The sequence below is a fragment of the Xanthomonas arboricola genome (assembly GCF_002940665.1).
Lineage (GTDB): Bacteria > Pseudomonadota > Gammaproteobacteria > Xanthomonadales > Xanthomonadaceae > Xanthomonas > Xanthomonas arboricola_B.
In genome coordinates, this window is record NZ_MIGY01000003.1 from 598,737 (window position 1) to 623,972 (window position 25,236).

The window sequence follows — 25,236 nt, forward strand, 5'->3', positions numbered from 1 at the left end:
CAGCTGGATTCAGCAACATCGCAGAGGGTCGTTGGCCCATGCATCGCATGCATGCTGGCCCCTCAATCCTTCACCCACAGCAGAGGCGATCGGTCCCTTCCCGCATCGGGAGAAGGTAGCGCGCAGCGCCGGATGCGGGTACGGCGGCGTTTTGCCGCCGCAGATCGGCGTTCGCTGGCGCGCCACCTGCCCAAAACCGAACCCTCACCCCTTCCCCGCGGCGGCCCACGCGGCCTATACCGATTCGCCGAACGCCTTGGCCAGGTTGCGGTAGGCTTTTTTCTGCGCATCGTCTGTGGGAGCCGGGGCCAGGATTTCCAGCTCCACGATCTGGTCGCCCGGCGCGGTACCCGGCAGGCCGCGGCCGCGCAGGCGCAGCTTGCGCCCGGCGTCCGAGTCGGCCGGCACCTTCAACTCCACCGACCCGCCCAGGGTCGGCACGTTGATGGTGGTGCCCAGTGCCGCCTGCCAGGGCATGACCTGCAGGGTGTACAGGATGTTGCGCCCGTCCACCTCGAACTGCGGGTGCGCGGCGTATTCGATCTCCAGCAGCAGGTTGCCGCCGCCATTGCCCTGCCCGCTCAGGCGGATCACCTGGCCAGGCTGCACGCCCTTGGGCACGCGCACATCCAGCTGCTTGCCGTTGATGGTGATGCGCACGCTGTCGCCCGCATGCACCGCTTCCAACGGCACCGCCAGCTTGGCGCGGGTGTCGCCGCGCGCCTGCGGCCCCGCGCCGGCACCGGTCCCCGGGCCACGCGGACGGCCGCCGCGCTGGCCGGCAAACAGGCTTTCGAAGAAATCGCTGAAGCCGCCACCGGCGCCGCCGTTGCCGAACACTTCCTCGTAGTCGTAGCCCTGCCCACCGCCGTAACTGGGCGGGGCCTGGAACTCGTCGCCCGGGCGGAAGCCCTGCGCCTTGAGCTGGTCGTAAGCCTTGCGCTTGGCCGGGTCGCGCAGCGCCTCGTAGGCTTCGTTGATCGCCTTGAACTTGTCTTCGGCGCCAGCCTCCTTGCTGACGTCGGGGTGGTACTTGCGCGCCAGCCGGCGGTAGGCGGTCTTGATCTCCGCATCGCCTGCGCTGGGCTCCACGCCCAGCGTTGCGTAGTAATCCTTGAATTCCATCTAATCACCTCTGAAAAAAACGGCCCGCAGCCGAGGCCACGAGCCAGTCATATCGCAGCCGGGCGGGCAACCGCACCTATTCTACGGTGCAGTTGCCGCCGGGAAGCGAAGCACGCCGCTTCGCTCCAGGGTTTGCTGCCTTACTGCACGGTGCTGCCGCCGGTGTCCTGGCCGTTGCCAACCTGGATGCGGCGCGGGGTGGCCGCCGGGCGCTTGGGGATGCGGATTTCCAGCACGCCGTTGTGCCCGGTTGCGGTGATGCCGTCGGCATCGGCACTGTCGGGCAGCGCGAAGCGACGATGGAAGCTGCCGTAGCGGCGCTCGATGCGCGAGAAGCGCTCGGTTTCGGTGCTGGACTCGCCCTTGCGCTCGCCCTTGATCGACAGGATGCCCTTGTCCATCTGCACCTCGATCTGGGCGGGGTCGATGCCTGGCAGGTCGGCATACAGCACGAAGTGGTTGGCCTCTTCCTTGATGTCCACGCGCGGCACCCACTGCGCGGTCACCACCGCCGATTCGTCGGTGTCGCCGTTCTGCTCGAAGAAACGGTCGAACACGTGCTTGATCTCGTTTTGCAGCGCATGGGTGGGCCACTGGGGATAACGAACGATGTTCATTGCGAGCCTCCAAAAGGTTGGGTGAGGGGCCGGCTGCCGCGGCGTGCGCCATTGCGCCGGCCATGTGCGTCAGATAGGCGTGCCGCTGCGGATTTCAAGCGCGTTGACGCGCTTTTCCCTCGCCCCTTTCTAGACTTCGTTCAGCCGCAGGAGCCCAGCCCCATGACCATCCACGTTGGTGACCGCATTCCCGAAGTCGTGCTCAAGCGCCTGCGCGAGGGCATCGAGGCAGTCGACACCCACAGCCTGTTCGCCGGCCGCAAGGTGCTGCTGTTCGCGGTGCCGGGCGCCTTTACTCCGACCTGCTCGGCCAAACACCTGCCGGGCTATGTGGAGCACTTCGACGCATTCCGCAAACGCGGCATCGAGGTGCTGTGCACCGCGGTCAACGACCCGTTCGTGATGCAGGCCTGGGGCCGCAGCCAGCTGATCCCCGACGGCCTGCACCTGCTGCCCGACGGCAACGCCGAACTGGCCCGCGCACTGGGCCTGGAGATCGACGCCAGCGGCTCGGGCATGGGCCTGCGCTCGCGCCGCTACGCACTGTATGCCGACGACGCCGTGGTCAAGGCCTTGTTCGTCGAAGAACCCGGCGAATTCAAGGTGTCTGCCGCCGATTACGTGCTGCAGCACCTGCCCGATTGATGCATTGATTCCCCCCAACCACTCAGAAGGAAACCGGCCAGCCATGTCTAACCAGCCAGCCAAGCAACTCCCCGACGGCATCACCGATACCGCCACCTTGCGCAGCCGCGCACGCCAGAGCATCGAAGACGGTGCCATCACCGAGAGCTACCACGCCGACCGCGAGGCGGTGATCGAGCTGCTCAACACTGCACTGGCCACCGAATACGTGTGCACCTTGCGGTATTACCGCCATTACTTCATGGCCAAGGGCATGCTTGCCGACGCGGTCAAGGGCGAGTTCCTGGAGCATGCGCAGCAGGAACAGGCGCACGCACACAGGCTCGCCGAGCGCATCGTGCAGCTGGGCGGCGAACCGGACCTCAACCCGGACACCCTGACCAAGCGCTCGCATGCCGAATACAAGGAAGGCACCGACCTGCGCGACATGGTCAAGGAAAACCTGATCGCCGAGCGCATTGCCATCGACAGCTACCGCGAGATGATCGATTTCATCGGCGACAAGGACACCACCACCAAGCGCATCCTGGAAGACATCCTGGCCCAGGAAGAAGAGCATGCCGACGAGTTCGCCGACCTGCTGGAAGGCTGGATCGGCGAGTGAGCTAAGTCTTGCAACGTAGCGATGAGCGTTGCGAGCGATGATCGGTATCGACATTCACAGTGACGTTGAAAGTTGAAATCGACTCGATGATTTAAGCAAACAGGGCGCCTTGAGCGCCCTGTCTGTTTTCTGTGCCGCAGGATGGTGTGTGGTTGCCTGTGGCGGTAGGAGCGCACCCGGGCGCGACGTGGCATTCCCGGTAACGCCCCATCGCGCCCGGGTGCGCTCCTACGGGTGTGTGCACACTGGTCGGGCGCAGCACGTGTCCGGTCAACGCAATACGCGGAAGCGCAGCTGCGTCCAGGCACCGTCGCTGGCCATTGCGGTGAGCGTATGCGTGCCGACCTCTTCGAAATCGCGCTGAAATCCCTGGCGTGCGTTGGTCTGTGCGATCCAGCGGCCGTCCAGCAACCAGTCGATGCGCGCGTCGCTGCCCAGGGCGCGCAGCTGCAGGCGCACCGGACGCGAGGTGGCATTGGCACGCGCCAGCGTGGCGCGATCGCTCAGCCCGTCGATACGCAGCACACCGCCCCCGGTCATGCGCCCATCGGGCAGACAGTCCGCCGCAAGTGGCGGCAGTTGCGCAGCATTGCGCTCGGCGGTGCTGAGCCAGGGCGAGACCAATGCCGGCCAGCGCGCCACTGCATGCGGCACGCGTTCATGCGCCTGGCTGCACTCCTGCGACAGCCGCTGGCCGCTGCGCGCATCCACGTCGAAATGCAGCTGCCCGCTTTGCCATAGCCGTGCGTCGCGCTCGGCAAAGGTGGGCGGCACTGCGCCATCGAGCACGTAGGCGTCGGCGCGGCGTGCGCATTGCGCCGGCGGTGTCTGCTCGGCGGCGCCGCCGAGCGGCCAGCAGATGTCCAGCGCCTGCACGGTGGCCGGCATCGGCACCGGCGCGCTATCGCCGGCGCTGCGCGGCAAGGCATCGATGACTTCGAACATCAGCGGCAGTGCGGTGACGGCGCCGTACTGGCCCGGCAGCGGCGTACCGTCCGGACGCCCCACCCACACCCCGACCGTGTAGCGACGCGTGCCGCCGATCGCCCACGCATCGCGGTAGCCATAGCTGGTGCCGGTCTTCCAGGCCACACCCGGGCGCGTGGCGGTGTCGAAGGTGCCGCTGCCGTACCCAGGGCGCGGATTGCGTTGCAGGATCTCGCGCACGATCCAGGCCGCACCCGGCGACATCAGCCGGCGCTCGATGCGCGGATCGTCCGGCGTATAGCGCACGCGCCCGGCGATACCGCCACGATTGAGCGCCGCAAATGCACCGACCAGTTCCTGCAATTGCGCGCCTGTGCCACCCAGGATCAACGCCAGATTGGGCACGCTGCCGTGCGCAAAACGCAGCTCGATCCCGGCATTGGACAGCCGCGCAGCAAACCGCGCCGGGCCGATCCGGTCGAGCAGGTCCACCGCCGGCACGTTCAGCGACAACCGCAACGCCGTCGCCGCGCTCACCGGCCCATTGAACGCCGCATCGAAATTGCCGGGCCGGTAGCTGCCAAAACTCTGCGGCGCATCCACCAACAGGCTTTCGGAGTGGATCAACCCATCGTCCAATGCCATGCCGTACAGGAACGGCTTGAGCGTGGAACCGGGCGAGCGCCAGGCCTGCACCATGTCCACATGCCCCAGCCGCTTGCGATCGCCGAAGCTGGCCGAGCCCACATACGCGCGCGCTTCCATGGTGGCGTTGTCCACCACCAGCAATGCCGCGGAGGTGCGCTCGGGCAGCTGCGAAAAGTATGTCGTGACGCGTTCTTCCAGGGTGCGCTGCAGCTCCACATCCAGCGTGGTCACGATGCGTGCCGCGCGCGGTTGCGCGCTGTGCAACCGCTGCGCGAGCAGCGCCGCATGCAACGGCGGCTTGAGCGAGCGCGTCACCACCGGCTCGATTCGCGCATCGTCCACCTGCGCGCGCGACCACACGCCCAGCTCCACCATGCGATCGAGCACCTTGTCGCGCGCGCGTTGCGCGGCCTCGGGATGGCGATCCGGGCGCAGGCGGCTGGGCGATTGCGGCAACACCGCCAGCAGCGCAGCCTCGGCCTGCGACAAGGCCTTGGCTGGCTTGCCCAGGTACGCCCAGCTGGCCGCTTCCACGCCTTCGATGGTGCCGCCATAGGGCGCGCGCTCCAGATACAGCGTCAGAATCTCGCGCTTGCTCAGGTGCGCTTCCAGCTGCAGCGCGCGCAGCAGCTGCTTGGCCTTGCCCCACGGCGTGCGCGTATGCGGGTCGAGGATGCGCGCCACCTGCATGGTCAACGTCGAACCGCCGGAGACGATGTGCCCCTGCCCGATCCACTGCCCGCCGGCACGCAGCAGGCCCCACGGATTGACCCCGGGATGGCGCCAGAACCAGCGGTCCTCGTAACTGAGCAACGCCTGCAGATACAGCGGCGACACACTCTGCGGGCTGGCCGGATAGCGCCACACCCCGTTGCGGTCGGCGAACGCGCGCAGCGGCGTGCCATCGCGTGCCACCACCAGCGTGGAGGTGTCCCGTGATTTGGGTAGCGGCAGTGGGAAGGCCAGGTCCAGCAACAACCCCGCAGACAACAGTGCCACCGCGCCCCAGCGCAGCCCCGTCAACCAGCGCCGGCCACGCCGGGCCACAGCATCCTTGCCAGCGGCGCGTTCCTGCGTCCGGTCGGTCCTTGCCTGTGCGTACTGCTGCTCATCCATCCTGCCAAGGATGCAGGGCAAAACGCATTTCGGCCACCATCGCGCGCGGCGAGCCGCGGCATTGAGCGATCAACGTGACTGCACGCTCCTGCTTGCGCGACGACAGGCGCGCTAGCCCGCCACGCCCGCGTGCGGCGAGCGACGCGGCCTTACGAACAGCCGCAGCAGCCCCATCGCCAGGAACACCGCAGACAGGCGCAACGCAATGCCGAGCCAGCCGCTGGCGGCCGAATCGGAGACCGTAAAGACCGTCCAGGCCGCGTTGAGCGAGACATGCAACACCCAGCCACTCCAGATCGTGTAGCCATCCTGCGCGTCCACGATGGCAAACAGCAGCGCACCGATGCCGGTAATGGCGAAGATCAGCAACGCCTCACCGCCTCCACCGCCCGCCCCGAGCCAATGCACGCCGCCAAACACAACCGCCTGTAGCAGCGCAGCGGTTGCCGGACGCCAGGCCAGCGCACGGCAGGCAAAGACGAAGCCGAAACCGCGAAACACGATCTCCTCGGCCAACGGAAACAGCAGCGCCAACCACAGCAGGCCCAGCAGATCGTCGGTGCCGGCCGAGCTGGACTGCGTCCACAGCCCCAGCCAACACGGCAGTGTGGCCAGCAGCGTCAGCACAGGGCCGCGTAAGCCGTTCCAACGCAACCCCAGACGCGTCGCGAGCTCGCCTGGCATGCCAGGACGCAGCAACGCCGCTGCGACGAGCACGACCACGACGCTGAGCAAATTGTCGACAATCCCGCCGCCGTAAGGCACCGGGATTTTCGGGATTGGAAAACCAAGCGCTTTGGCCACATCGCGCACCTGCAGCGCGACCAGCAGCATCAATAACCAGACGACATGCGGCGTGAGGCGGCGCAGGGATGTATCGAATGGCATGCAGACGTCCTTGCGTGCAAACAGGACCTGACTATACCGCTGGCAACGACATCACCGCCGTACCAGGCCGCACGCGGCGCGACGACACTGCGCTCGCCTCGCGCGCCAGCTGCATGCGGCGATGCAACGCGACGCTCACCGCTGCTCCAGCGCAGCGCGATAGCGCAGCAAGGCCTCCGGCGCGTCGGTCTGGATGATCGACACGCCCTCGCGGTACGGGCGGCCCCAGACCCTGTCGGGAATCACGCTCGGCATCGGCGTCGCCACCGTAGCCGGCGATGAAGCCTTCCCACAGCGCGTTGACCATCAGCCGCACGCTGTACGCCTTGCTCGCTGCAAACAACCCCGGCAGCTGCGCTGCCGACATCTTGGGCAGCCCGAGAGCGCTGATCATCGCTGCACGCTGGCCCAGCCACGCAAACGCTTGCATCGGCGTCGGACGCTCGCTGCGGTGAGGAAATCCCGAACGTAGGAGCGCGCCAGCGCGCGATGGGGCGTTACAAGTACGTCCCATCGCGCGCTGGCGCGCTCCTACCTCGTTGTGCTACGGCTGCACTACCGTCATCGTCGCAGGCGTGCTGCGCCCCACGCCGCGCAGCTCCGGGCGATACATGTCTTCCACCAACGATGGCGGCACCGTGTACGTGCCCGGGGTGACTGCGCGCACCAGGTAATACAGCTGCGCCTTGCTCCCCGAGGACAGCGCCAGCGCGGCCACATAGCGGTCGTCGCGGAATTCTTCGTGCTTGACGTCGGCGGCGCTGGAACGCTCGCTGATGCCGATGCCGTCCACCACCACGTCGGCCCACTGCTTGGCATCGCCGAGGTTGAAGTTCTCGATCTCCAGACCGGCCGGCAACAGGTCGGTCAGCAGCGCGTCCGGCATGTTGCTGTTGGCGGTGATGCTGACGCGCACGATCAGCGCTTCGCCTTCCTTCAATGCACGCGGGGTCCATGGTTTGCCATCGGTGGTGTACCAGCTGCGCTCCACGCTGAGGTTGCGCGTGTCCGGCTCCGGCGCGCTGCGCGGGATGCCGGCCACTTCCAGGCTGGCGTACATCGGTGCCTGGCCCTGCGGTGCGAACTGCACGCCGCGCGCCAGGGCGGCGCTGTCGAAACTGCGCCCGAACAGGCGTGCCGGCGCAATCTCCTGCGTCTCGCCGCCAACAGTCAAGGTACCCGATACCTGCTTGCCCTGCCCGACCATCAAGGCCTTGCCCAAGCGCGCCAGCGCCACCTGCTCCTGCGTGCTCAGCCACAGCCAGCCGGTGGCGCGACGTGCATCCAGCGCGCGGCCCAGTGCCACTGCGCGGGTGTCGTACTCGGGTTTGGACAAGCCACGCTCGTGCAGCAGCGCCATCATCAAGGCATCGTCGCGGATCGCGCTGCCGTAATCGGCGAAGTACGGCGGACGCTCGCTGCTGTCCTTGGCAAAGCCCGCCTTGATCGCCGCCTGCCCACGTTTGGTGTCGCCCTGCAGCGACAACGCCGCGCCCAGATGCACCAGCGACAGGCCGGTCAGCGCCTTGTCGCGCTGGTTGTCGTACAGCGCGCGCAGCGTGCCCAGCGGGGCGCGGTTGACGCGTGCCAGCACATAGCCGGACCAGGCCTGGTTGGCGAACTTCAGGCTATCGCGGCGGTCCTGCCCGTAGAACTCGTTGCCACCGGACAGCAGGTCCTCGCTGAGCCGATTGAGCGCCTTCTGCAGCACATTGTCGGGCACCGCAAAACCGGCGTCCTTGGCGTCGAGCAGGAACTCGGCGATATATGGGGTCAGGCCCGGATTGACGTAGCCGTCGTCGCCCCACATCGAGAAATGCCCGCTGGCGATCTGCATCGAGGCCAGGCGGCCGAATGCGCCTTCCATGCGCTCGCGGCGCTTGGCCGCTTCCAGCCCCTTGGTGCCCAGCGCCCTGGCGGTGGCATCGTCGAGCAGGAGCGCGGCGTAGCCCTTGCTGGTGGTCTGCTCGGCGCAGCCGTACGGATAATCCAACGCACCCTGCAAGGCGCTGGCGAACGGAATCGGCGGCAGCGGGCTGACCACCATGCGCGCGGTTACCGAGCCGGCCATCAGGCCATCGGCAAAGCCGCTGTCCAGGGTGATCGGCGCCAGCGGATCGAGTACGCGCGTCTGTGCACGCAACACCTGCGGCCAGCCGGCACGCACCGGCAGGTCGTAGCTGCGGTCGGCCTTGAAGCCGTTGCCGTCCACGCGCACGCGCACCTTGGCCACGCCATAGCCTTCGGTGGCGCTCAGCGGGAAGCTCAGCGTCTGCTTGGCGTCCACCCCGAGCTTGACGCTGCGCGCCGCCTCGGCGATGGCCAGCGGGCCGATCCCGGCCACGCGCACAGTGAACTCGCCCGGCTTGCCGGTGAAGTTCTGCACATCCAGCGTCACCGTGCTGCGGTCGCCCGGTGCCATCACGCGCGGCATGCTGGCCTCGGCCAGGATCGGGGCACGCACCACGGTTTCCACCGCGTGGTTGCCGAACCGCGTATCCGAATACACCAACGCCGACACCCGCAGCGTGCCGTTGAAATCCGGCACCGGCAGTTGCACGCGCGCATTGCCCTTGGCATCGAGCTTCACCGAGCCGGAGAACAGGTCCACGGTCTGCACGCGCGCGGTCGGGCGCTTGGCCTGCGGCAAGGCTTCCAGCGCCATGTCGCCGCCGAACTTGAGCCTGCCGCTGGCGCCTTCGAAGCTCTCGATCACGCGGCCATAGATGTCGTAGGCATCGGTGCCCAGACGACGCTGCGCGAAGAACTGCGCGTTGGCATCGGGCACCGGGAAGCGGGTGATGTTGAGGATGCCCACGTCCACCGCCGAGATGGTCACGTGCGCCGCCTTGCCGGCCAGCTCCGGCACGCTCACCGTCACCGGCAACGCCTGCTCGGGGCGCATCTGCTTGGGCGCGGCCAGGCCCACCGCCACGCGTCGCGCCTTGCGGTCCATCGGCACATACGCCACGCCCACCGCGCGCGCCGGGGTGATCTTGCTCGGCGCACTGCCGCCGCGGAACACCAACGCGGTGACGTACACATCGTGGCGCTCCCACGCGTCGGTCACCGGAATTTCGAAGCTGCTGCCCGGCTTGACGTCAATGTCCTGCACGTACAGCAGCTTGTCGCTTTCCACCAGCAGCACGCCCTTGCCGGCATGCGGCGGGGTCAGCGTGACGGTGAGCGTGTCGCCGGCGCGATAGGCGGTCTTGTCCAAGGCCAGCTTGACCTTGTCCGGGCGCGCATCCAGGCCGCGATTTTCGTCGTTCCAGCTCCAGCCGGCGCGGAACGGGTAACGCGTGGTCAGCCCGGTGGCCGGGTCGAACACGTCCAGGCGGTACTCGCCCCACTCCACCGGGACCTCGAGCTTGGCGTTGCCGCCGGCAATGTCGAGCGTGCGCGTGTCCTTGTTCTCGAAGCGGCGGGTGAAGTCGTAATCCCAATGGTCGTCGGTGTAGTTCCAGTGGTAGTCGCGCAGCTCGCGCACCAGCGTGGCCTTCAGGCCCTTGGCCGGTTGCGGCCTGCCATCGGCATCCACGCGGGTGATTTCGAAGCGCGCGGTGCCGTTGGCGTCGGTGCCGTCCTTGTCGTCGAACAGGGGGCGCACGCCGAGCAGCGCCTTGGCCGGCCACAGCACGCGCTTGACGCTGCGGGTGACGGTGCGCCCGCCGGTCTCGTACACGCTGCCCGAGACCACAGCGGCAATCGTGCTCACCGGCTTGGCTTCGGCAGGCAGCGCGATGTCTTCGCGCAATACGCCATCGCTACCGAACTCGGTGTCGATCACGTCCTTGGCTTCGCGCGGCAGTTCCAGCGTGGGGTCGCCGAAGAACCAGCCCGGCAAGGAATCGAGCGGATGCTGCTCGACACTGACCGCAAGCTTGGCGGTGAAGCGGTTGCCGTCGGCCGGCGCGCCATACAGGTACGCGGCATTGGCGACCAGCGTGAACGGCTGGCCGGCACTCAGGGTCTTCTGCGTGCTGTCCAGATCCAGCTTCATGCGCTCGGGCAGGAACTCTTCCACGCGCACGGTCATGCCCTGCACGGCGTCCTTGCTGGCCGGATCGGTGCGGAACTCCACCTGCCAGCGGCCGGTCGGCGCATCGGCAGGAATCTGCTGGGTGAACTCGAAATAGCCCTGCTCGCCCGGCTGCAGTTTGGTCTCGCGAAAAGTCTTGCCGTCCGGCTGCTTGAGGCGCAGGAACACCGGCTGCCCGCCTTTCGTCGGCCCGGCGGTCGGCTTGCCGTCGTTGTCGCGCAGGATCGCCGACACGCGCATGGTCTCGCCGGGGCGATACAGGTCGCGGCCGGCCCAGGCGAACACGTCGAACCAGGCGCTCTCACGCCCGGCCACTGCGAATTCGCTCAGGTCCAACGCCGGTTGGTTGAACGGCAGCACCGAGATATCGGTCTTGCTGCGCGCCACCAGCACGTGGCCGGCATCGAGCGTGTAGTTGAGCAGCGCATTGCCGTTGCCGTCGGTGGCGCCCTTGAGGAACAGCTCGCCCTTGGCGTCGAGGACGCGCACTTCCACGTTCTTGATCGGCTCGCCGCTCTGCAACGAGGCGGTGTGCACGAACAGCTTGTCCTTGTAGGCGCGCGTGTGCAGGCCGATGTCGCTGACGGTGAAGAACGCGGTATCGAAGCCATTGTCGAAACTGCCGGCGCGCTTCATCACCGCAAAGTACAGGCCCGGCTCCTGCAGCTCCTTGATGTCCTGCGTGGGCAGGTAGGTCAGCACGCGCTCGTTCTGCTTGCCGCCGAGAATGAAACGATTGACGTAGACCGGGTCTGCCAGCTTGGACAACGGCTGCTTGTCGCTGTAGTCGCTCTCCAGCTCCCAGCTGCCGCGACGACCGCCGCGCTGGAACTGCTGGAAGAACGCCGGCAGCGACTTCTCGCGCACGCGCAGGAACTCCACGTCCACTTCCGGCACGTTGACCGACACCACCGGCAGACCGCGGCTCTCGCGTGCCGGCAGCACGCTGCCTTGCGAAGCGAACCCGGCCACCGGCGTGAGCGCGCCGGTGTAGACCTTCTGCTTGAGCGGCTTGCCCAGGCGGCTGCCATCGGCGGCCAGCAGGTTGGCGTCGACCAGCACGGTGTAGTCCTTGGCCGCTTCCACGTACGGGTAGCGCAGCGTCTTGCCGTCATCGGACAGCGTCCAGCTGCTGTCGCCGGTGCCGACCTTTTCCTCGAAACGCACCAGCGCATCGAAGTCTTGCGTGCCCACCAACGGCCGCGAGAATTCCAGCGCCAGCGACAGGCCGTCGCCGGTCTGGTCGGGATAGGCACGCGCCAGCGCAAAACCGGTGATCGCCTGCGTGTCGGCCTTGATCGCCTCGCCACTGGCGGCAGGCAGCTGGCCGCTTTCGTTGCGCTTGCACGCCACCGCACCGATCGCCACGCCCAGCAAGACCACCCACAGCAACACGCGCCGCGTACCCGACCACTTCATCCCTGATTCCCGGCTGTCCATTCGCACTACCCCATGACTGAGGACGCAAGTATAGCGATGCCGTTCACTTCACCGATGGCGGCATGAGGCGACGCAGGGACTTGCCGATGGGCGGCGATGATGCGCCACTGGGCCAGCGCTGCGATGGCACCTGCGCGCCCGACCGACGGTGAGCGCAGTGGTTTGACGCCGGTCCATGGCAGGTCGCTGAGTTGCGGCTTGGCTGCAGGGCCCTTGCCCGCCCACCATCGCGGGACACGCCGCAAGTACGTCCCTGTAGGCTCTTACGCGGCATCCATGCCGCGTAAGGTCCCGCGACGGTGAGCGGGCAAGGACCAGTCGAGATGGTCGGTGTGCAGGGGCGCACACAGGGCATGGCGTGCATTGTTCGGAGAATGGTGCGTCCAACAACCGTTCCATCACAAGCAGAGCAACAAGCAGGCGTTCAACCAAGCAACCGACGCATTTTCTGGTGCGGTGTCCTCGCCGATTGCGGGACCGTGTGGCGGCATGGATGCCGCCACCGAGCCTACAAGGACGTACTTGCGGCGTGTCCCGCGAGCGGTGAGGGCACCGCGCGCACGACCAACCAGGCTTTTGACTGCATCCCAAAGTGCGGCCAATGAAACCACTGCGCTCGCCACCAAGCGGGCGCTCACCACATTTTGACAGCCACTCCTAGCGCAACTGCAGCACCGTGCGCATGTACAGGTCGATCAACGCCGGCTTGTCCGCGCGCAGGCAGGCCTGCACGTTCGGCGTGCCTGTGCCCTCGCGGGTGTAGCCCTGCGCATCGACGTCCAGATGCAATGGCGTGGTCGGGCACAGGTCGGGGCGCAGCAGCCAGGCCACCGGCACTGCGTCGAACAGGGTCGGCGTGGCGCTGGCCCAGGGCTGGTCGGTATTGCGCCACTGGTAGTACAGCTGGGTGAGCGCGTCGGTGAGCCCGTCGCCGTGCGCAAACACCGCGACGCGCTCGGGTTCTTCCAGCGGAATCTGGGTGGCGTCCAAGGGCAGTAACACGATCGGCACGCCGGCCGCGAACACCCGCTGCGCCGCCGGCACATCGGCCAGGATGTTGTACTCCGGCGCTGGCGCGCTGGCCGGCCGATAGGCCGACTTGCCGTAGCCGACGCGTACCGAGCCGCCCATCGCCACGATGCGCTTGAGCTTTGCAAAGCCGGCCGGGTCGCGCTGCTGCGCCAGTGCGGCGTCGGTCATCGGCCCCAGTACCAGCAAGGTCACCTGACCGGGATGCAGGCGCGCCTGCTGCAGGATCATCGCCGCCGCATCCGGCAACTTGCCTGGCAACTGTCCCTTGGCCGCCCACCGCGCCTGGCTGAAGGGGATCGCGCTGGCGGTGCGTGCGCCCACCGCCAACGGAATCTCGCTGCGCCCGGCCTGCAGCAACAGGCGCTGCAGCAGCTGCGCACGCAAGCTGGTGTCGCCCCAGGCCGATGCGATGCCCAGCACACGCAGTTGAGGGCTACGCAGCAACAGCCCGAGCGCAAACGCATCGTCGATGTCGTCGCCGATATCGGTGGAGACCACCAGCAACTCGGGGGACGTCGACGTGGGCATTGGCGCCGTCTGCGCTGCAGCCGCGGCAGGCGTCAGCGCCCACGCAGCTGCCGACGCACACCATAGCCCCAGCATCCACCATACGTTTCGCCATTTTCGCTGCATACATCCACTCCTGCGACCATAAAAAAAACCGCCGGCATGTTGGCCGGCGGTTCAATCGTGCTACCCCACGACGCCGATCAGAAGTTGGCGCGGAACTGCGCACCGACGATGCGCGGGTCGTTGATGAAGCCGGTGAGGTTGTTGAAATCGATCGCACCGGTCACGCGGATCTGGTTGGTGCAGTTGCGGCAGAACACCGACAATTCGTACGCACCCGCGCCCCAGTTGTAGCCGATCTTGGCGCCGCCTTCGACCAGCGGCTGGCCGGTGAACTCCTTGGAGTCGTACAGGAAGAAGTTCACTTCGCTGCGGTAGGACCAGTCGGTGTAGAAGAACAGCTCGCCGTCGTTGCCCATCGGGATGCCGTAGCGCAGGGTGGCGTTGGCCATCCACTTGGCTGCCTGCGGCAGATCGTTGCCGTCGATCAGCGCGCGACCGGCCGCATTGAGCGGGTCGGTCACGGTGCAGGTGCGGCACACGCCCACCGACAGGGCCGGGTCGTCGATGCGGGTCCAGTTGTAGGCGCCGCCGGCGGTGACGCGCAGGTTCTGGGTGAGCAGCGCTTCGAAGTCGAACTCGGCGCCGCGCGCCTTGGTCTTGTCGGCATTGAGCAGACGCACGTCGTTGGAGGTGCCGCCCACCGCGGTGAGCTGCTGGTTCTTGACGCGGAAATCGTAGATGTCGAAGCTCAGACGCGCGCGGTTGTCGAACAGGTCGGACTTGATGCCGATCTCGAACGAATCCACCGTCTCCGGCTCGGCCGCGGTCAGCGGCGCGGTGCCCGAGGGCACGCCGAAGCTGGCGCCGCGGAAGCCGCGTGCGGCACGGGCGTACACGTTGACGTCGTCGTTGATGGCGAAGGTGGCCGCCAGATCGCCGGTGACCTTGGAGTTGTCGGTTTCGCCGCTGGACGGTTCGACCAGCGTGACGCGGTCCAGCGCCAGCACGTCGAAGGTCTTCTTGTCGTAGGTGTAGCGGATGCCGGCGCGCAGGTTCAGGCGGTCGGTCGCCGCATAGTTCAACGAGCCGAACGCCGCCCACGAGGTGTTGCGCTGGCGGGTCAGCTGGTAGCTGGCCAGATCGCCGCCGCTGAAGGTGTTGTAGGTGTAGTTTTCGCCTTCCACATCGTCGTGGAAGTAGTACAGGCCGGCCTGCCAGTTGAGCGGGCCCTCGTACTGCGATTCGGCACGCAGTTCCTGGCTGTACTGGTCCAGGCTCTTGATGCCGCCGGCGGTTTCCACCGGGAACGGGATCACGCCCGGGCCGGACGGCGGTGCGAACACCGCGCCGAAGCCGCCATCGATATCGCCGCGGCTGTAGTACTTGCCGATGCCTTCGTAGGCGGTGATCGAGTGCAGCGCGATGTCGCCCAGGTCCCAGGTCAGATTGGCGCTGCCGCCGTAGGTCTGCAGTTCCTGGTTGTTGGCGCCGTCGATGAAGGACTTCTCTTCGTCGAAGCCGTCCACCAGCTGGTTGGTGCCGGGCTGGATGATGTTGGCGCGGAACAACCGTGCGGTGCCGTCGAGATGGCGCGCGTGCGCATTGAACAAGGCGCTGAAATCGTCGCTGGCCTGGTAAAGCAGCTGCAGGCGCACGGCCGAATCGGTATAGCCTTCCAGATCGCGGCCATCGCGGTTTTCCACCCAGTCGTCGCGGCGCTGGCCCAGCGTGGACAGACGCGCCGCCCAGTGCTCGCCCATGGCGATGCTCAGGCCGCTTTCCAGGGTCATGGTGCCGTAGGTGCCGTAGGACAGGCTGGCGTAGCCGTCATTGGCGCCGATGGCCGGCTTGACCGAGTTGAACTTGACCACGCCGGCCGGCGTGTTGCGGCCGAACAGCGTGCCTTGCGGGCCGCGCAGCACTTCCAGGCCTTCCAGATCGAAGATCGGAAAGCCCTTCAGGAAGGCGTTTTCCTGCACCACGTCGTCATAGATCAGCGACACCGGCTGCGAGGCATAGGTGTTGAAGTCGGTGTTGCCGTAGCCGCGGATGTACACGCGCGGGAACACACGGCCGTTGGACGATTCGATGTTGAGGCTGGGCGCCTTGCCCGCCAGCACGCGGATATCCGAGCCGCTGGTGGAGATGGCATCCAGGAATTCCGGACGCAGCACCGATGCCGAGACCGGCACGTCCTTGGAATCTTCCGAGCGGCGCTCGACCGTGACCTTGACCGCGTCCAGACGCACGACACCGTCGTCGCCGGACGCCTGCTGGGCAGCGGCATGGAACGGAAGAAGGGAAGCGACGGCAACGGCAAGCGCGCTGATCTTGAACGACCGGCTGGCGGACATGGAAAGACTCCGAATTCGGTTGGCGGAGCGGCCTGATCTGCGTGCCGCGTTGCAACAGAATTAACACGATTTACACAAATTTGGCAGAGCGCGTGCGAAAAAGTTTTCCGAATTCCAAAAGGTGTTCGAATTAATGCAACACACCCATGCAATTTGTACGTTGGGCGTGCCCGGTCTCAGCGGGAAATCAGCCAACTCCGGCGGCGTCGAATGGCACCCGCACCCAACCTTCCATCAGCACCCGCGCACTGCGGCTCATCAGCGCCTTGGTCACCTGCCACTGGCCGTCCACCAGCTGCGCCTCGGCGCCGACGCGCAAGGTCCCGGAGGGATGCCCGAAACGCACCGCAGCACGCGCCGCGCCGCCTGCCGCCAGATTGACCAGGGTGCCGGGCACAGCGGCTGCGGTGCCGATCGCCACGGCGGCGGTGCCCATCATGGCGTGATGCAACTTGCCCATCGACATCGCGCGCACCAGCAGATCGAGCTCGGCGGCGTGCACCGGCTTGCCGCTGGAGGCGGTGTAATCGGCCGGCGGTGCCACGAACGCCACCTTCGGCGTGTGCTGCCGTGTCGCTGCGTCTTCCACCTTCGCAATCAGGCCCATCCGCACCGCGCCGTGCGCACGCAGGGTCTCGAACATCGTCAATGCTCGCGGGTCGCCATTGATCGCCTCCTGCAGCTCGGTGCCGGTGTAGCCCAGGTCGCGCGCGTTGACGAAGATGGTCGGGATGCCGGCATTGATCAGCGTCGCGGCAATCGTGCCCAGGCCGGGAATCTCCAGCTGATCAATCAGCTGGCCGGTGGGGAACATCGCACCGCCCTCGCCTTCGGCATCGTCGGCCGGGTCGAGAAATTCCAGCTGCACTTCGGCGGCAGGAAAGGTCACCCCATCCAGTTCGAAGTCGCCGGTTTCCTGCACCTGGCCCTCGGTCATCGGCACATGCGCCACGATGGTCTTGCCGATATTGGCCTGCCAGATCCGCACTGTCGCCACGCCGTCGCGCGGCACCCGCGCGGCATCGACCAGGCCATTGGCGATCGCAAACGGCCCCACCGCCGCCGACAGGTTGCCGCAGTTGCCGCTCCAGTCCACGAATGCGCTGTCGATGGACACCTGCCCGAACAGGTAGTCCACATCGTGCCCGGCGCGCGTACTGGCCGACACGATCACGCCCTTGCTGGTGCTGGAGGTCGCCCCGCCCATGCCGTCGATCTGCTTGCCATAGGGATCGGGGCTGCCGATCACCCGCAGCAACAACGCATCGCGCGCAGGCCCGGGCCGCTGCGCGGCAGCGGGCAGATCCTGCAGGCGAAAGAACACGCCCTTGCTGGTGCCGCCACGCATGTAGGTGGCGGGGATGCGGCATTGGGGGAGATGGATCATGGGAAGCCGGGATTGGGGATTGGAGAATGGGGATTGGGTGGCAGAACGACGGCAGGGGCCATGGACGCTAGTGCGCTTGCGGTGCTGATGTTGCTTTCAACGCATCTGGATTCCCGACTCCCGATTCCCGGCTCTCAAGAAAATCCTGCGCAAACCGTTGCAGCACGCCGCCGGCCTCGTAGATCGACGCTTCTTCGGCGGTGTCCAGGCGGCAGGTGACCGGCACCTGCACCTGCTCGCCGTTGCGCCGATGGATCGCCAGCGTCAGCGTGGCACCCGGCGTGCGCTCGCCGACCACATCGAAGGTCTCGCTGCCGTCGATGCCCAGCGTCTTGCGATCGGTGCCGGGCCTGAACTCCAGCGGCAACACGCCCATGCCGATCAGATTGGTGCGATGGATCCGCTCGAAGCCTTCGGCCACGATCACCTCCACCCCGGCCAGACGCACGCCCTTGGCGGCCCAGTCGCGCGAGGAGCCCTGGCCGTAATCGGCACCGGCGATGATGATCAGCGGCTGCTTGCGCATCATGTAGGTTTCGATCGCCTCCCACATGCGCAGCACCTGTCCTTCCGGTTCCAGCCGCGCCAGTGAACCGGCGGTGACCTGTCCATCGATCACCGCCATTTCGTTGACCAGCTTGGGGTTGGCGAAAGTGGCGCGCTGCGCGGTGAGGTGGTCGCCGCGATGGGTGGCGTAGGAATTGAAGTCTTCCTCCGGCACGCCCATCTGCGCCAGGTATTGCCCGGCCGCGCTGCCGGCCAGGATCGCATTCGACGGCGACAGATGGTCGGTGGTGATGTTGTCGCCCAGCACCGCCAACGGGCGCAGGCCCTGCAGGCTGCGTGCACCGGCAAGCGCGCCTTCCCAGTACGGCGGGCGCCGGATGTAGGTGCTGGCCGGCCGCCAGTCGTACAACGGACTGACGCGGATGCCCTGCCCCACGCTGCGCTTGAACATGGGGTCGTAGACGCTGCGGAAGTGCTCCGGCTTGACGCTGCGCGCCACCACCGCATCGATCTCCGCATCGCTCGGCCACAGGTCCTTGAGCGTCACCGCCACGCCATCGGCATCCACGCCCAGCACATCCTTTTCGATATCGAAGCGCACCGTCCCGGCGATGGCATAGGCGATCACCAACGGCGGCGATGCCAGAAACGCCTGCTTCGCATACGGATGGATGCGCCCGTCGAAATTGCGGTTGCCCGACAACACTGCGGTGGCATACAGGTCACGGTCGATGATTTCCTGCTGGATCGCAGGATCCAGCGCGCCGCTCATGCCGTTACAGGTCGTGCAGGCAAACGCGACGATGCCAAAGCCCAGCTGTTCCAGCTCGCCCAGCAACCCGGCCTCTTCCAGGTACAACTGCACCGCCTTGGAGCCCGGCGCCAGCGAACTTTTCACCCAGGGTTTGCGCGTCAATCCGCGTGCATTCGCATTGCGCGCCAGCAAGCCCGCGGCAATGACATTGCGCGGGTTGGAGGTATTGGTGCAGGAGGTGATTGCCGCGATGATCACCGCGCCATCGGGCATCTGGCCCGGCACCTCGTCCCAGACGCCGGCAATGCCGCGCTCGGCCAGCTCGCTGGTGGCCACGCGCTTGTGCGGATTGGACGGCCCGGCCATGTTGCGCACCACGCTCGACAGGTCGAACTGCAGCACACGCTCGTATTGCGCAGTGACCAGGTCATCCGCCCACAGGCCGGTCTGGCGCGCGTAGGTCTCCACTAAGGCAACCTGAGCGTCCTCGCGTCCGGTCAGGCGCAGGTAATCCAACGTCTGCTGGTCGATATAGAACATTGCCGCAGTGGCACCGAATTCCGGCGTCATGTTGGAGATGGTCGCGCGATCGCCGATGGTCAGCGCGCTGGCGCCGGCCCCGTAGAACTCCAGATAGGCACCGACCACACGTTGCTGGCGCAGGAACTCGGTCAGGGCCAGCACGATGTCGGTGGCGGTGATGCCGGGCGCCGGCCGGCCCAGCAGTTCCACACCGATGATGTCGGGCAGGCGCATCCACGACGCGCGCCCCAGCATCACGTTTTCCGCTTCCAGCCCGCCCACGCCCACTGCGATCACACCCAGCGCATCCACATGCGGGGTGTGGCTGTCGGTGCCTACGCAGGTATCCGGGAACGCCACGCCATCGAGCGTGTAGATCACCGGCGACATCTTCTCCAGATTGATCTGATGCATGATCCCGTTGCCCGGCGGAATCACTTCCATGTTTTCGAATGCGCGCTTGGTCCATTCGATGAAGTGGAAGCGGTCGGCGTTGCGGCGATCTTCCACGCTGCGATTCTTGGCAAAGGCCTGCTTGTCGAAACCAGCGTACTCCACCGCCAGCGAGTGATCGACGATCAACTGCACCGGCACCACCGGGTTGACCTGCGCCGGGTCGCCGCCCTGCTCGGCGATCGCATCGCGCAGCCCGGCCAGGTCGACCAGCGCGGTCTGCCCCAGGATGTCGTGACAGACCACACGCGCCGGAAACCACGGAAAATCCAGGTCGCGCTTGCGCTCGATCAGCTGGCACAGGTAGGCCTCCAGCATCTGCGGTTCGGCGCGCCGCACCAGATTTTCCGCATGCACACGTGCGGTGTACGGCAGCGTTGCGTAGGCGCCGGGTTGCAGCGCATCCACGGCGGCGCGTGCATCGAAGTAGTCCAACGAGGTGCCCGGCAAGGGCTTGCGGTACTGGCTGTTCATGGCTGGCGATATCGAAGCGGGCGGGGGTATTTCGGGAATCGGGAATCGGGAATCGGGAATCGGGAATCGGGAATCGGATCAGGGTTTCAGGCACCGATGATTTTTGCCATCTCTCATTGCGCTTTCGTGAGCTCGATCGCCTTCATTGAACGAAGGCGATCAGCGGATTAATCCAACCGCTGGCGCGTCCTCAGGAACGCTGATCCAGCGGTACGAAGACCTGATCTTCCGGGCCGGTGTAATTGGCCGAGGGACGAATGATCTTGCCGTCCATGCGCTGCTCGATGATGTGCGCGCTCCACCCGGCAGTGCGCGCCAGCACGAACAGCGGCGTAAACATCGCCGTCGGCACGCCCATCATGTGGTAGCTCACCGCACTGAACCAATCCAGGTTCGGGAACATCTTCTTGATGTCCCACATCACCGTCTCCAGGCGCTCGGCGATGTCGTACATCTTGCGGCTGCCCTGCTCGTCAGAGAGTTCGCGCGCCACGTCCTTGATCACCTTGTTGCGCGGATCGGACACGGTGTAGACCGGGTGCCCGAAGCCGATCACCACTTCCTTGCGTTCAACACGCGCCTTGATGTCGGCCTCGGCCTCGTCCGGGGTGTCGTAGCGCTTCTGCACCTCGAAGGCCACCTCGTTGGCGCCGCCATGCTTGGGACCGCGCAATGCGCCGATGCCGCCGGCGATGGCGCTGTACATGTCGCTGCCGGTGCCGGCGATCACCCGGCTTGCAAACGTGGAGGCATTGAACTCGTGTTCGGCGTACAGGATCAGGCTGGTGTGCATCGCACGCACCCACGAGTCCTTCGGCGCAAACCCGTGCAGCAGATGCAGGAAGTGCCCGCCGATCGAGTCGTCGTCGGTTTCCACCTCGATGCGCTTGCCGTTGTGGCTGTAGTGGTACCAGTACAGCAGCATTGATCCCAGCGAGGCCATCAGCTTGTCGGCGATATCGCGCGCGCCGGGATGATTGTGATCGTCCTTCTCCGGCTGCAGGCAACCCAGCACCGACACGCCAGTGCGCATCACATCCATCGGATGCGCCGACGGCGGCAGCTGCTCCAGTGCGGTTTTCACTGCCGCCGGCACGCCGCGCAGCGAACGCAGCTTGGCCTTGTAGCCGCGCAGTTCGCCGTTGTTGGGCAGCTTGCCGTGCACCAGCAGATAGGCAATTTCCTCAAACTCGCTGGTGGTGGCCAGATCCAGGATGTCGTAGCCGCGGTAATGCAGATCGTTGCCGCTGCGGCCCACCGTGCACAGCGCGGTGTTGCCTGCAGCAGTGCCGGACAGTGCGACGGATTTCTTCGGCTTGAAGCCGGGATTGACGGTGTCGTTCATGCGATGCGCTCCCAAACGGTGTCGTGTTGCGGTGTCACGGATGAAATTGCGGAACCTGCACGCGGCAAGGCGCGATCATGCGCCTTTGCGTGCAAACAACGCGTCCAGGCGCTGCTCGTAGCCGTGGTAGCCGATGCGCTCGTACAGCTCCTCGCGCGTCTGCATGGTGTCCAGCACGGCCTGCTGATGGCCATCGCGCCGGATCGCGGTGTAGACCGCCTCGGCCGCCTTGTTGGCTGCGCGGAATGCCGACAGCGGAAACAGCTGGATCGCCACACCGGCCTGCGCAAGCTGGTCGCGCGTGAACAGCGGTGTCTTGCCAAATTCGGTGATGTTGGCCAGCACCGGCACGCCCACTGCATCGACAAAACGCGTGTAGGTGTCCAGGTCGTACGCGGCTTCGGCAAAGATGCCGTCGGCACCGGCTTCCACGCAGGCGATCGCACGTTCGATCGCCGCATCCACGCCTTCCATCTGGATCGCATCGGTGCGCGCAATCAGGAAGAACGCCGCATCGGTCTTGGCATCGGCTGCCGCCTTGACCCGGTCGACCATCTCGGCCTGGCTGACGATCTCCTTGCCCGGCCGATGTCCGCAACGCTTGGCGCCGACCTGGTCCTCGATATGGCAGCCGGCTGCACCCGCCTTGATCAGCGACTTGATGGTGCGCTCGATATTGAACGCGCTCGGCCCAAAGCCGGTGTCTACGTCCACCAGCAGCGGCAGCTCGCAGACATCGGTGATGCGGCGCACGTCGATCAGCACGTCTTCCAGCGTATTGATGCCCAGGTCCGGCAACCCCAGCGAACCGGCCGCCACACCGCCGCCAGACAGGTAGATGGCCTGGTAGCCGGCACGCTGCGCCAGCAGCGCATGGTTGGCATTGATCGCGCCGATCACCTGCAGCGGCGATTCGGCAGCCAACGCCGCGCGGAAGCGCGTGCCGGCGGAAGCGGTGGATGAGGACGTCATGGCGATTCCAGAGTTGGGATGCGGGATAGAGCGCAAATGGCATGCCAACGCCAAGCCATTGATTCGACTGGACCAGCTAGCGCCGAATGTTGCAATACTGCAACGCGCCAAGCACGATGCAACATCCCTGCAACGCGACGCCACCGATGCGCAGCCCCCGATTTATCGAGCCGACGGAGACCTCTGGCCCCGTCATCTGGACCGTCAGCGTCTCTCGCCTGACCGGCCTGCTGGCCGACGTCATCCCCGAGTTCGACCAGCGCGCGCGCATCGAGCAGGTCAACCTCGGCTTTGCCGAGGCGGTGGAGGTCATCGGCCAGCGCCTGCGCCGCGAGCGCTGCGACGTGCTGGTCGCCGGCGGCTCCAACGCCGCCTATCTGCGCAGCCGGCTCGCATTGCCACTGGCGCCGATCCAGGCCACCGGATTCGATCTGATGGAAGCGCTGGCGCGCGCACGCCGCATCGCACCGCGCATCGGCGTGGTCACCCATGCCACCGACGTGCCCTCATTCCGCGCGTTTCAGGACAGCTTCGACCTGGACATCGAACATCGTCGCTTCGTCACCGCCGAGGACGCGCGCGACTGCATCGCCGACCTGCGTGCCAGCGGCATCCAGGTCATCGTCGGCACCGGCATGGCGATCGATTTCGCCGAGCAGGCCGGCTTGCCCGGGGTACTGCTGTATTCGGCAGATTCGGTCCGCCTGGCACTCGAGCACGCCATCGCGCTGGGGAGCGCACCCGGCAACGATCACTCCGCCAGCCGCACCGGCACCCGACGGGTACGGCGCACCGACGCATTGCTGGGCGACGATGCTGCAATCACGCAGGTGCGCGAGCTGGTGCAGCTGTACGCCCCACATCCGGGCACCGTGCTGATCAGCGGCGAGACCGGCACCGGCAAGGAACTGGTCGCACGCCAGTTGCATGCCGGCAGCCGCCGGCGTGGCCGCTTCGTCGCCATCAACTGCGGTGCCATCAGCGAGTCGTTGCTGGAGGCGGAATTGTTCGGCTACAGCGACGGCGCCTTTACCGGCGCACGCCGCGGCGGCCATGTCGGCCTGATCGAAGCCGCGCAGGACGGCACGCTGTTTCTCGACGAAATCGGCGAACTGCCGATGCCGCTGCAGACACGCCTGCTACGCGTGCTGGAAGAGCGCGAAGTGCTGCGGGTTGGCGCCACCCTGCCGGTCGCCGTGGACGTGCGCGTGGTCGCCGCCAGCCTGCAGCCGCTGCAGGCACTGGTCGAGCAAGGATGCTTCCGCCGCGACCTCTTCTATCGCCTGGCAGCGCTACGCATCGCCCTGCCGCCACTGCGCAACCGCCCCGACGAGATCGCCTTGTTGCTGGCGCATTACTTCCAGCACCTCGGCAACATGCCTTCCCCGCTGTCATCGATAGCACTGCAGCGGCTGCAACAGCACGCATGGCCGGGCAACGTGCGCGAATTACGCAATCTGGTCGAGCGCCTGTGCATTCATTGGAAGGCACAACCGCGCCACAGCCTTGACCTGGATCAACTGGAACGCTGGGCACCTGAGCTGTTCGAGATGCGCATTGGCGATGGCGATGGCGCAGCAGCACCCGGGCACACCGATCTTGCGAGCTCGCGCCTGCAACTCACCGCAGCGGCGGTCCGCGCAGCGCTCGATCGCGCAAACGGCAATCGCGCCCTCGCCGCACAGGCACTGGGCGTCTCGCGCACGACGTTGTGGCGCTGGATGCAGGCACACGCAGCGGCATCGCGGGATTGAGATACAGGCCTCGCCTGGCCGGGCTGCACGCGCAGACCTGTTTCGCGAATCTTCACAACGCCAGCCGCGCGCTCGCGGCGACAGGTCATGCGCCGCGTTCCACACGCCGGGGGTGCTGCCCCATTGGTGATGTGATCACACGCAGCGCCGCTATCCAGCACCCGCCCATTGAACGAGTGCGCAGCGATCACTTGACCCGCATGTACTCGGTATCGCCCGTACTCAGGTGCCCGGTCGCCTGGTCGATCGCATAGTTGACGGTGCCATCGGCGCCGGACACCTGCAGCACGCCCTTGTTCAAGATCGCCGGATGATTCTTCGTCCTGACGCCGCCGCCGAGCCGCTCCGGCGTGGTATCGCGAATGATGAAGCTCTCGCCGTTGTGCTCGATGCTGAGCACGTTCTTATCCGACGTCGTGTTGACCCACCTGCCCACGTACTGCTCGCCCACATCGCGTGCACAGCCGGCCAGCAACGCCATCGCAACCAGAGCACTTCCAAGCAGCGCCTTCATCGCCACTCCTTCTTCAACGCGGGGGACTGCAGGATGGCGATTCGTTCCCGCGCCTGCAACAAGCAGGCACAACCGGATGAACAGGCCTGTCAGCGACTTGAACAAGTCGTTGGGATCAACGGGCTCTGCATCCCACTCGCACGGATAGCGGCGACACCTGCGATTTGACGGCATCGGCTGGTCCACATCACTTCAAGCGAGCCAGACGCCCAAGGCGGTTGCAGGAGCGCCTTCAGGAAAACAAAAAAGCCGGCGCATGGCCGGCTCTTCTTCTCGCGTTGAAACCCTTGTTGTTGCTGGATTTCGATGGTGGGCGGTACAAGGTTCGAACTTGTGACCCTTGCCGTGTGAAGGCAATGCTCTACCGCTGAGCTAACCGCCCGGTGACGCGAGCCGCACATTATAGGGCAGCTGCGGCGATCGTCAACAGGTTCATCGGCGACGGCGGCAATGCGCTCGAAAACGCCCCATTCCGGTGGCTGGGCGTGGCGCCATGACTCCCTGGCGCGACGCTGTGGCAGTCGATTCGGCGCCGTCAGATGC

The 25,236-nt window shown here is 66.3% G+C and carries 15 protein-coding genes, 1 tRNA gene and 2 pseudogenes; 4 read left to right on the forward strand and 14 right to left on the reverse strand.

The window, feature by feature from the left end:
• Positions 1 to 234: 234 nt before the first annotated feature.
• Together XarjCFBP7645_RS16170 and XarjCFBP7645_RS16175 are read right to left on the reverse strand one after the other, a co-directional pair.
• Positions 235 to 1,125, reverse strand: a complete 891-nt coding sequence (locus XarjCFBP7645_RS16170; RefSeq protein WP_104538333.1) for a DnaJ C-terminal domain-containing protein — start codon at positions 1,123 to 1,125, stop codon at positions 235 to 237.
• Between the two features lie 140 nt (positions 1,126 to 1,265).
• Positions 1,266 to 1,742 (reverse strand): Hsp20/alpha crystallin family protein, encoded by a 477-nt coding sequence (locus tag XarjCFBP7645_RS16175; RefSeq protein ID WP_104538334.1) that lies wholly within the window; start codon positions 1,740 to 1,742, stop codon positions 1,266 to 1,268.
• Positions 1,743 to 1,904: 162 nt separating this feature from the next.
• Between XarjCFBP7645_RS16175 and XarjCFBP7645_RS16180 the strand changes: the two genes are divergently transcribed.
• Together XarjCFBP7645_RS16180 and XarjCFBP7645_RS16185 are read left to right on the forward strand one after the other, a co-directional pair.
• On the forward strand, positions 1,905 to 2,387 hold the full coding sequence (locus tag XarjCFBP7645_RS16180; protein WP_016903926.1) for a peroxiredoxin: 483 nt from the start codon (positions 1,905 to 1,907) through the stop codon (positions 2,385 to 2,387).
• A 43-nt stretch (positions 2,388 to 2,430) separates the two neighbouring features.
• Positions 2,431 to 2,991 (forward strand): ferritin-like domain-containing protein, encoded by a 561-nt coding sequence (locus XarjCFBP7645_RS16185; protein ID WP_104538335.1) that lies wholly within the window; start codon positions 2,431 to 2,433, stop codon positions 2,989 to 2,991.
• Positions 2,992 to 3,261: 270 nt separating this feature from the next.
• Here the strand turns inward: XarjCFBP7645_RS16185 and pbpC are convergent, their stop codons facing one another.
• From pbpC to XarjCFBP7645_RS16205, 4 genes and pseudogenes are all read right to left on the reverse strand, one after another.
• Positions 3,262 to 5,682, reverse strand: a complete 2,421-nt coding sequence (gene pbpC / locus XarjCFBP7645_RS16190) for a penicillin-binding protein 1C (protein ID WP_104538336.1) — start codon at positions 5,680 to 5,682, stop codon at positions 3,262 to 3,264.
• 111 nt (positions 5,683 to 5,793) lie between these two features.
• Positions 5,794 to 6,570, reverse strand: coding sequence for a CPBP family glutamic-type intramembrane protease (locus XarjCFBP7645_RS16195; protein ID WP_258079573.1), 777 nt, complete (start codon positions 6,568 to 6,570; stop codon positions 5,794 to 5,796).
• A 135-nt stretch (positions 6,571 to 6,705) separates the two neighbouring features.
• Positions 6,706 to 6,955, reverse strand: a pseudogene (locus XarjCFBP7645_RS16200) (glycerophosphodiester phosphodiesterase family protein); the annotation flags it as partial.
• Positions 6,956 to 7,114: 159 nt separating this feature from the next.
• The gene (locus XarjCFBP7645_RS16205) at positions 7,115 to 12,031 is read right to left on the reverse strand and encodes an alpha-2-macroglobulin family protein (RefSeq protein ID WP_181126362.1); all 4,917 of its coding nucleotides are present in this window, start codon (positions 12,029 to 12,031) and stop codon (positions 7,115 to 7,117) included.
• A gap of 444 nt (positions 12,032 to 12,475) precedes the next feature.
• On the opposite strand from XarjCFBP7645_RS16205, the pseudogene XarjCFBP7645_RS22215 reads away from it, so the two are divergent.
• Positions 12,476 to 12,657 (forward strand): annotated as a pseudogene (locus XarjCFBP7645_RS22215) (hypothetical protein); the annotation flags it as partial.
• 52 nt (positions 12,658 to 12,709) lie between these two features.
• Here the strand turns inward: XarjCFBP7645_RS22215 and XarjCFBP7645_RS16215 are convergent.
• The 6 genes from XarjCFBP7645_RS16215 to prpB form a co-directional block, all read right to left on the reverse strand.
• The gene (locus XarjCFBP7645_RS16215; protein WP_104538339.1) at positions 12,710 to 13,687 is read right to left on the reverse strand and encodes a nucleoside hydrolase; all 978 of its coding nucleotides are present in this window, start codon (positions 13,685 to 13,687) and stop codon (positions 12,710 to 12,712) included.
• 107 nt (positions 13,688 to 13,794) lie between these two features.
• Positions 13,795 to 16,011 carry a TonB-dependent receptor gene (locus XarjCFBP7645_RS16220; RefSeq protein ID WP_104538340.1) on the reverse strand — a complete coding sequence of 739 codons (2,217 nt, stop codon included), beginning with the start codon at positions 16,009 to 16,011 and terminating at the stop codon, positions 13,795 to 13,797.
• Between the two features lie 187 nt (positions 16,012 to 16,198).
• On the reverse strand, positions 16,199 to 17,398 hold the full coding sequence (gene prpF / locus XarjCFBP7645_RS16225) for a 2-methylaconitate cis-trans isomerase PrpF (RefSeq protein ID WP_104538341.1): 1,200 nt from the start codon (positions 17,396 to 17,398) through the stop codon (positions 16,199 to 16,201).
• 67 nt (positions 17,399 to 17,465) lie between these two features.
• Positions 17,466 to 20,108: a Fe/S-dependent 2-methylisocitrate dehydratase AcnD gene (gene acnD / locus XarjCFBP7645_RS16230; protein WP_104538342.1), complete on the reverse strand. Its 2,643-nt coding sequence runs from the start codon at positions 20,106 to 20,108 to the stop codon at positions 17,466 to 17,468.
• A gap of 190 nt (positions 20,109 to 20,298) precedes the next feature.
• The gene (gene prpC / locus XarjCFBP7645_RS16235; RefSeq protein ID WP_016903133.1) at positions 20,299 to 21,453 is read right to left on the reverse strand and encodes a bifunctional 2-methylcitrate synthase/citrate synthase; all 1,155 of its coding nucleotides are present in this window, start codon (positions 21,451 to 21,453) and stop codon (positions 20,299 to 20,301) included.
• Positions 21,454 to 21,528: 75 nt separating this feature from the next.
• Positions 21,529 to 22,425, reverse strand: coding sequence for a methylisocitrate lyase (gene prpB / locus XarjCFBP7645_RS16240; RefSeq protein WP_039530799.1), 897 nt, complete (start codon positions 22,423 to 22,425; stop codon positions 21,529 to 21,531).
• A gap of 146 nt (positions 22,426 to 22,571) precedes the next feature.
• Here prpB and prpR point away from each other — a divergent pair, with 146 nt between their 5' ends.
• Positions 22,572 to 24,179, forward strand: a complete 1,608-nt coding sequence (gene prpR / locus XarjCFBP7645_RS16245) for a propionate catabolism operon regulatory protein PrpR (protein ID WP_016903131.1) — start codon at positions 22,572 to 22,574, stop codon at positions 24,177 to 24,179.
• Positions 24,180 to 24,366: 187 nt separating this feature from the next.
• Here prpR and XarjCFBP7645_RS16250 read toward each other — a convergent pair whose 3' ends face one another.
• Positions 24,367 to 24,693 (reverse strand): hypothetical protein, encoded by a 327-nt coding sequence (locus XarjCFBP7645_RS16250; protein ID WP_016903130.1) that lies wholly within the window; start codon positions 24,691 to 24,693, stop codon positions 24,367 to 24,369.
• 307 nt (positions 24,694 to 25,000) lie between these two features.
• Positions 25,001 to 25,075: transfer RNA gene (locus tag XarjCFBP7645_RS16255), tRNA-Val, on the reverse strand.
• Between the last annotated feature and the right edge of the window lie 161 nt (positions 25,076 to 25,236).

Bases quoted from the DNA above. Each gene is read 5' to 3' on its own strand.
- XarjCFBP7645_RS16170 (WP_104538333.1), bottom strand. From the start codon at position 1,125: ATGGAATTCAAGGATTACTACGCAACGCTGGGCGTGGAGCCCAGCGCA.
- XarjCFBP7645_RS16175 (WP_104538334.1), bottom strand. From the start codon at position 1,742: ATGAACATCGTTCGTTATCCCCAGTGGCCCACCCATGCGCTGCAAAAC.
- XarjCFBP7645_RS16180 (WP_016903926.1), top strand. From the start codon at position 1,905: ATGACCATCCACGTTGGTGACCGCATTCCCGAAGTCGTGCTCAAGCGC.
- XarjCFBP7645_RS16185 (WP_104538335.1), top strand. From the start codon at position 2,431: ATGTCTAACCAGCCAGCCAAGCAACTCCCCGACGGCATCACCGATACC.
- pbpC (WP_104538336.1), bottom strand. From the start codon at position 5,682: ATGGATGAGCAGCAGTACGCACAGGCAAGGACCGACCGGACGCAGGAA.
- XarjCFBP7645_RS16195 (WP_258079573.1), bottom strand. From the start codon at position 6,570: ATGCCATTCGATACATCCCTGCGCCGCCTCACGCCGCATGTCGTCTGG.
- XarjCFBP7645_RS16205 (WP_181126362.1), bottom strand. From the start codon at position 12,031: ATGAAGTGGTCGGGTACGCGGCGCGTGTTGCTGTGGGTGGTCTTGCTG.
- XarjCFBP7645_RS16215 (WP_104538339.1), bottom strand. From the start codon at position 13,687: ATGCTGGGGCTATGGTGTGCGTCGGCAGCTGCGTGGGCGCTGACGCCT.
- XarjCFBP7645_RS16220 (WP_104538340.1), bottom strand. From the start codon at position 16,011: ATGTCCGCCAGCCGGTCGTTCAAGATCAGCGCGCTTGCCGTTGCCGTC.
- prpF (WP_104538341.1), bottom strand. From the start codon at position 17,398: ATGATCCATCTCCCCCAATGCCGCATCCCCGCCACCTACATGCGTGGC.
- acnD (WP_104538342.1), bottom strand. From the start codon at position 20,108: ATGAACAGCCAGTACCGCAAGCCCTTGCCGGGCACCTCGTTGGACTAC.
- prpC (WP_016903133.1), bottom strand. From the start codon at position 21,453: ATGAACGACACCGTCAATCCCGGCTTCAAGCCGAAGAAATCCGTCGCA.
- prpB (WP_039530799.1), bottom strand. From the start codon at position 22,425: ATGACGTCCTCATCCACCGCTTCCGCCGGCACGCGCTTCCGCGCGGCG.
- prpR (WP_016903131.1), top strand. From the start codon at position 22,572: ATGCGCAGCCCCCGATTTATCGAGCCGACGGAGACCTCTGGCCCCGTC.
- XarjCFBP7645_RS16250 (WP_016903130.1), bottom strand. From the start codon at position 24,693: ATGAAGGCGCTGCTTGGAAGTGCTCTGGTTGCGATGGCGTTGCTGGCC.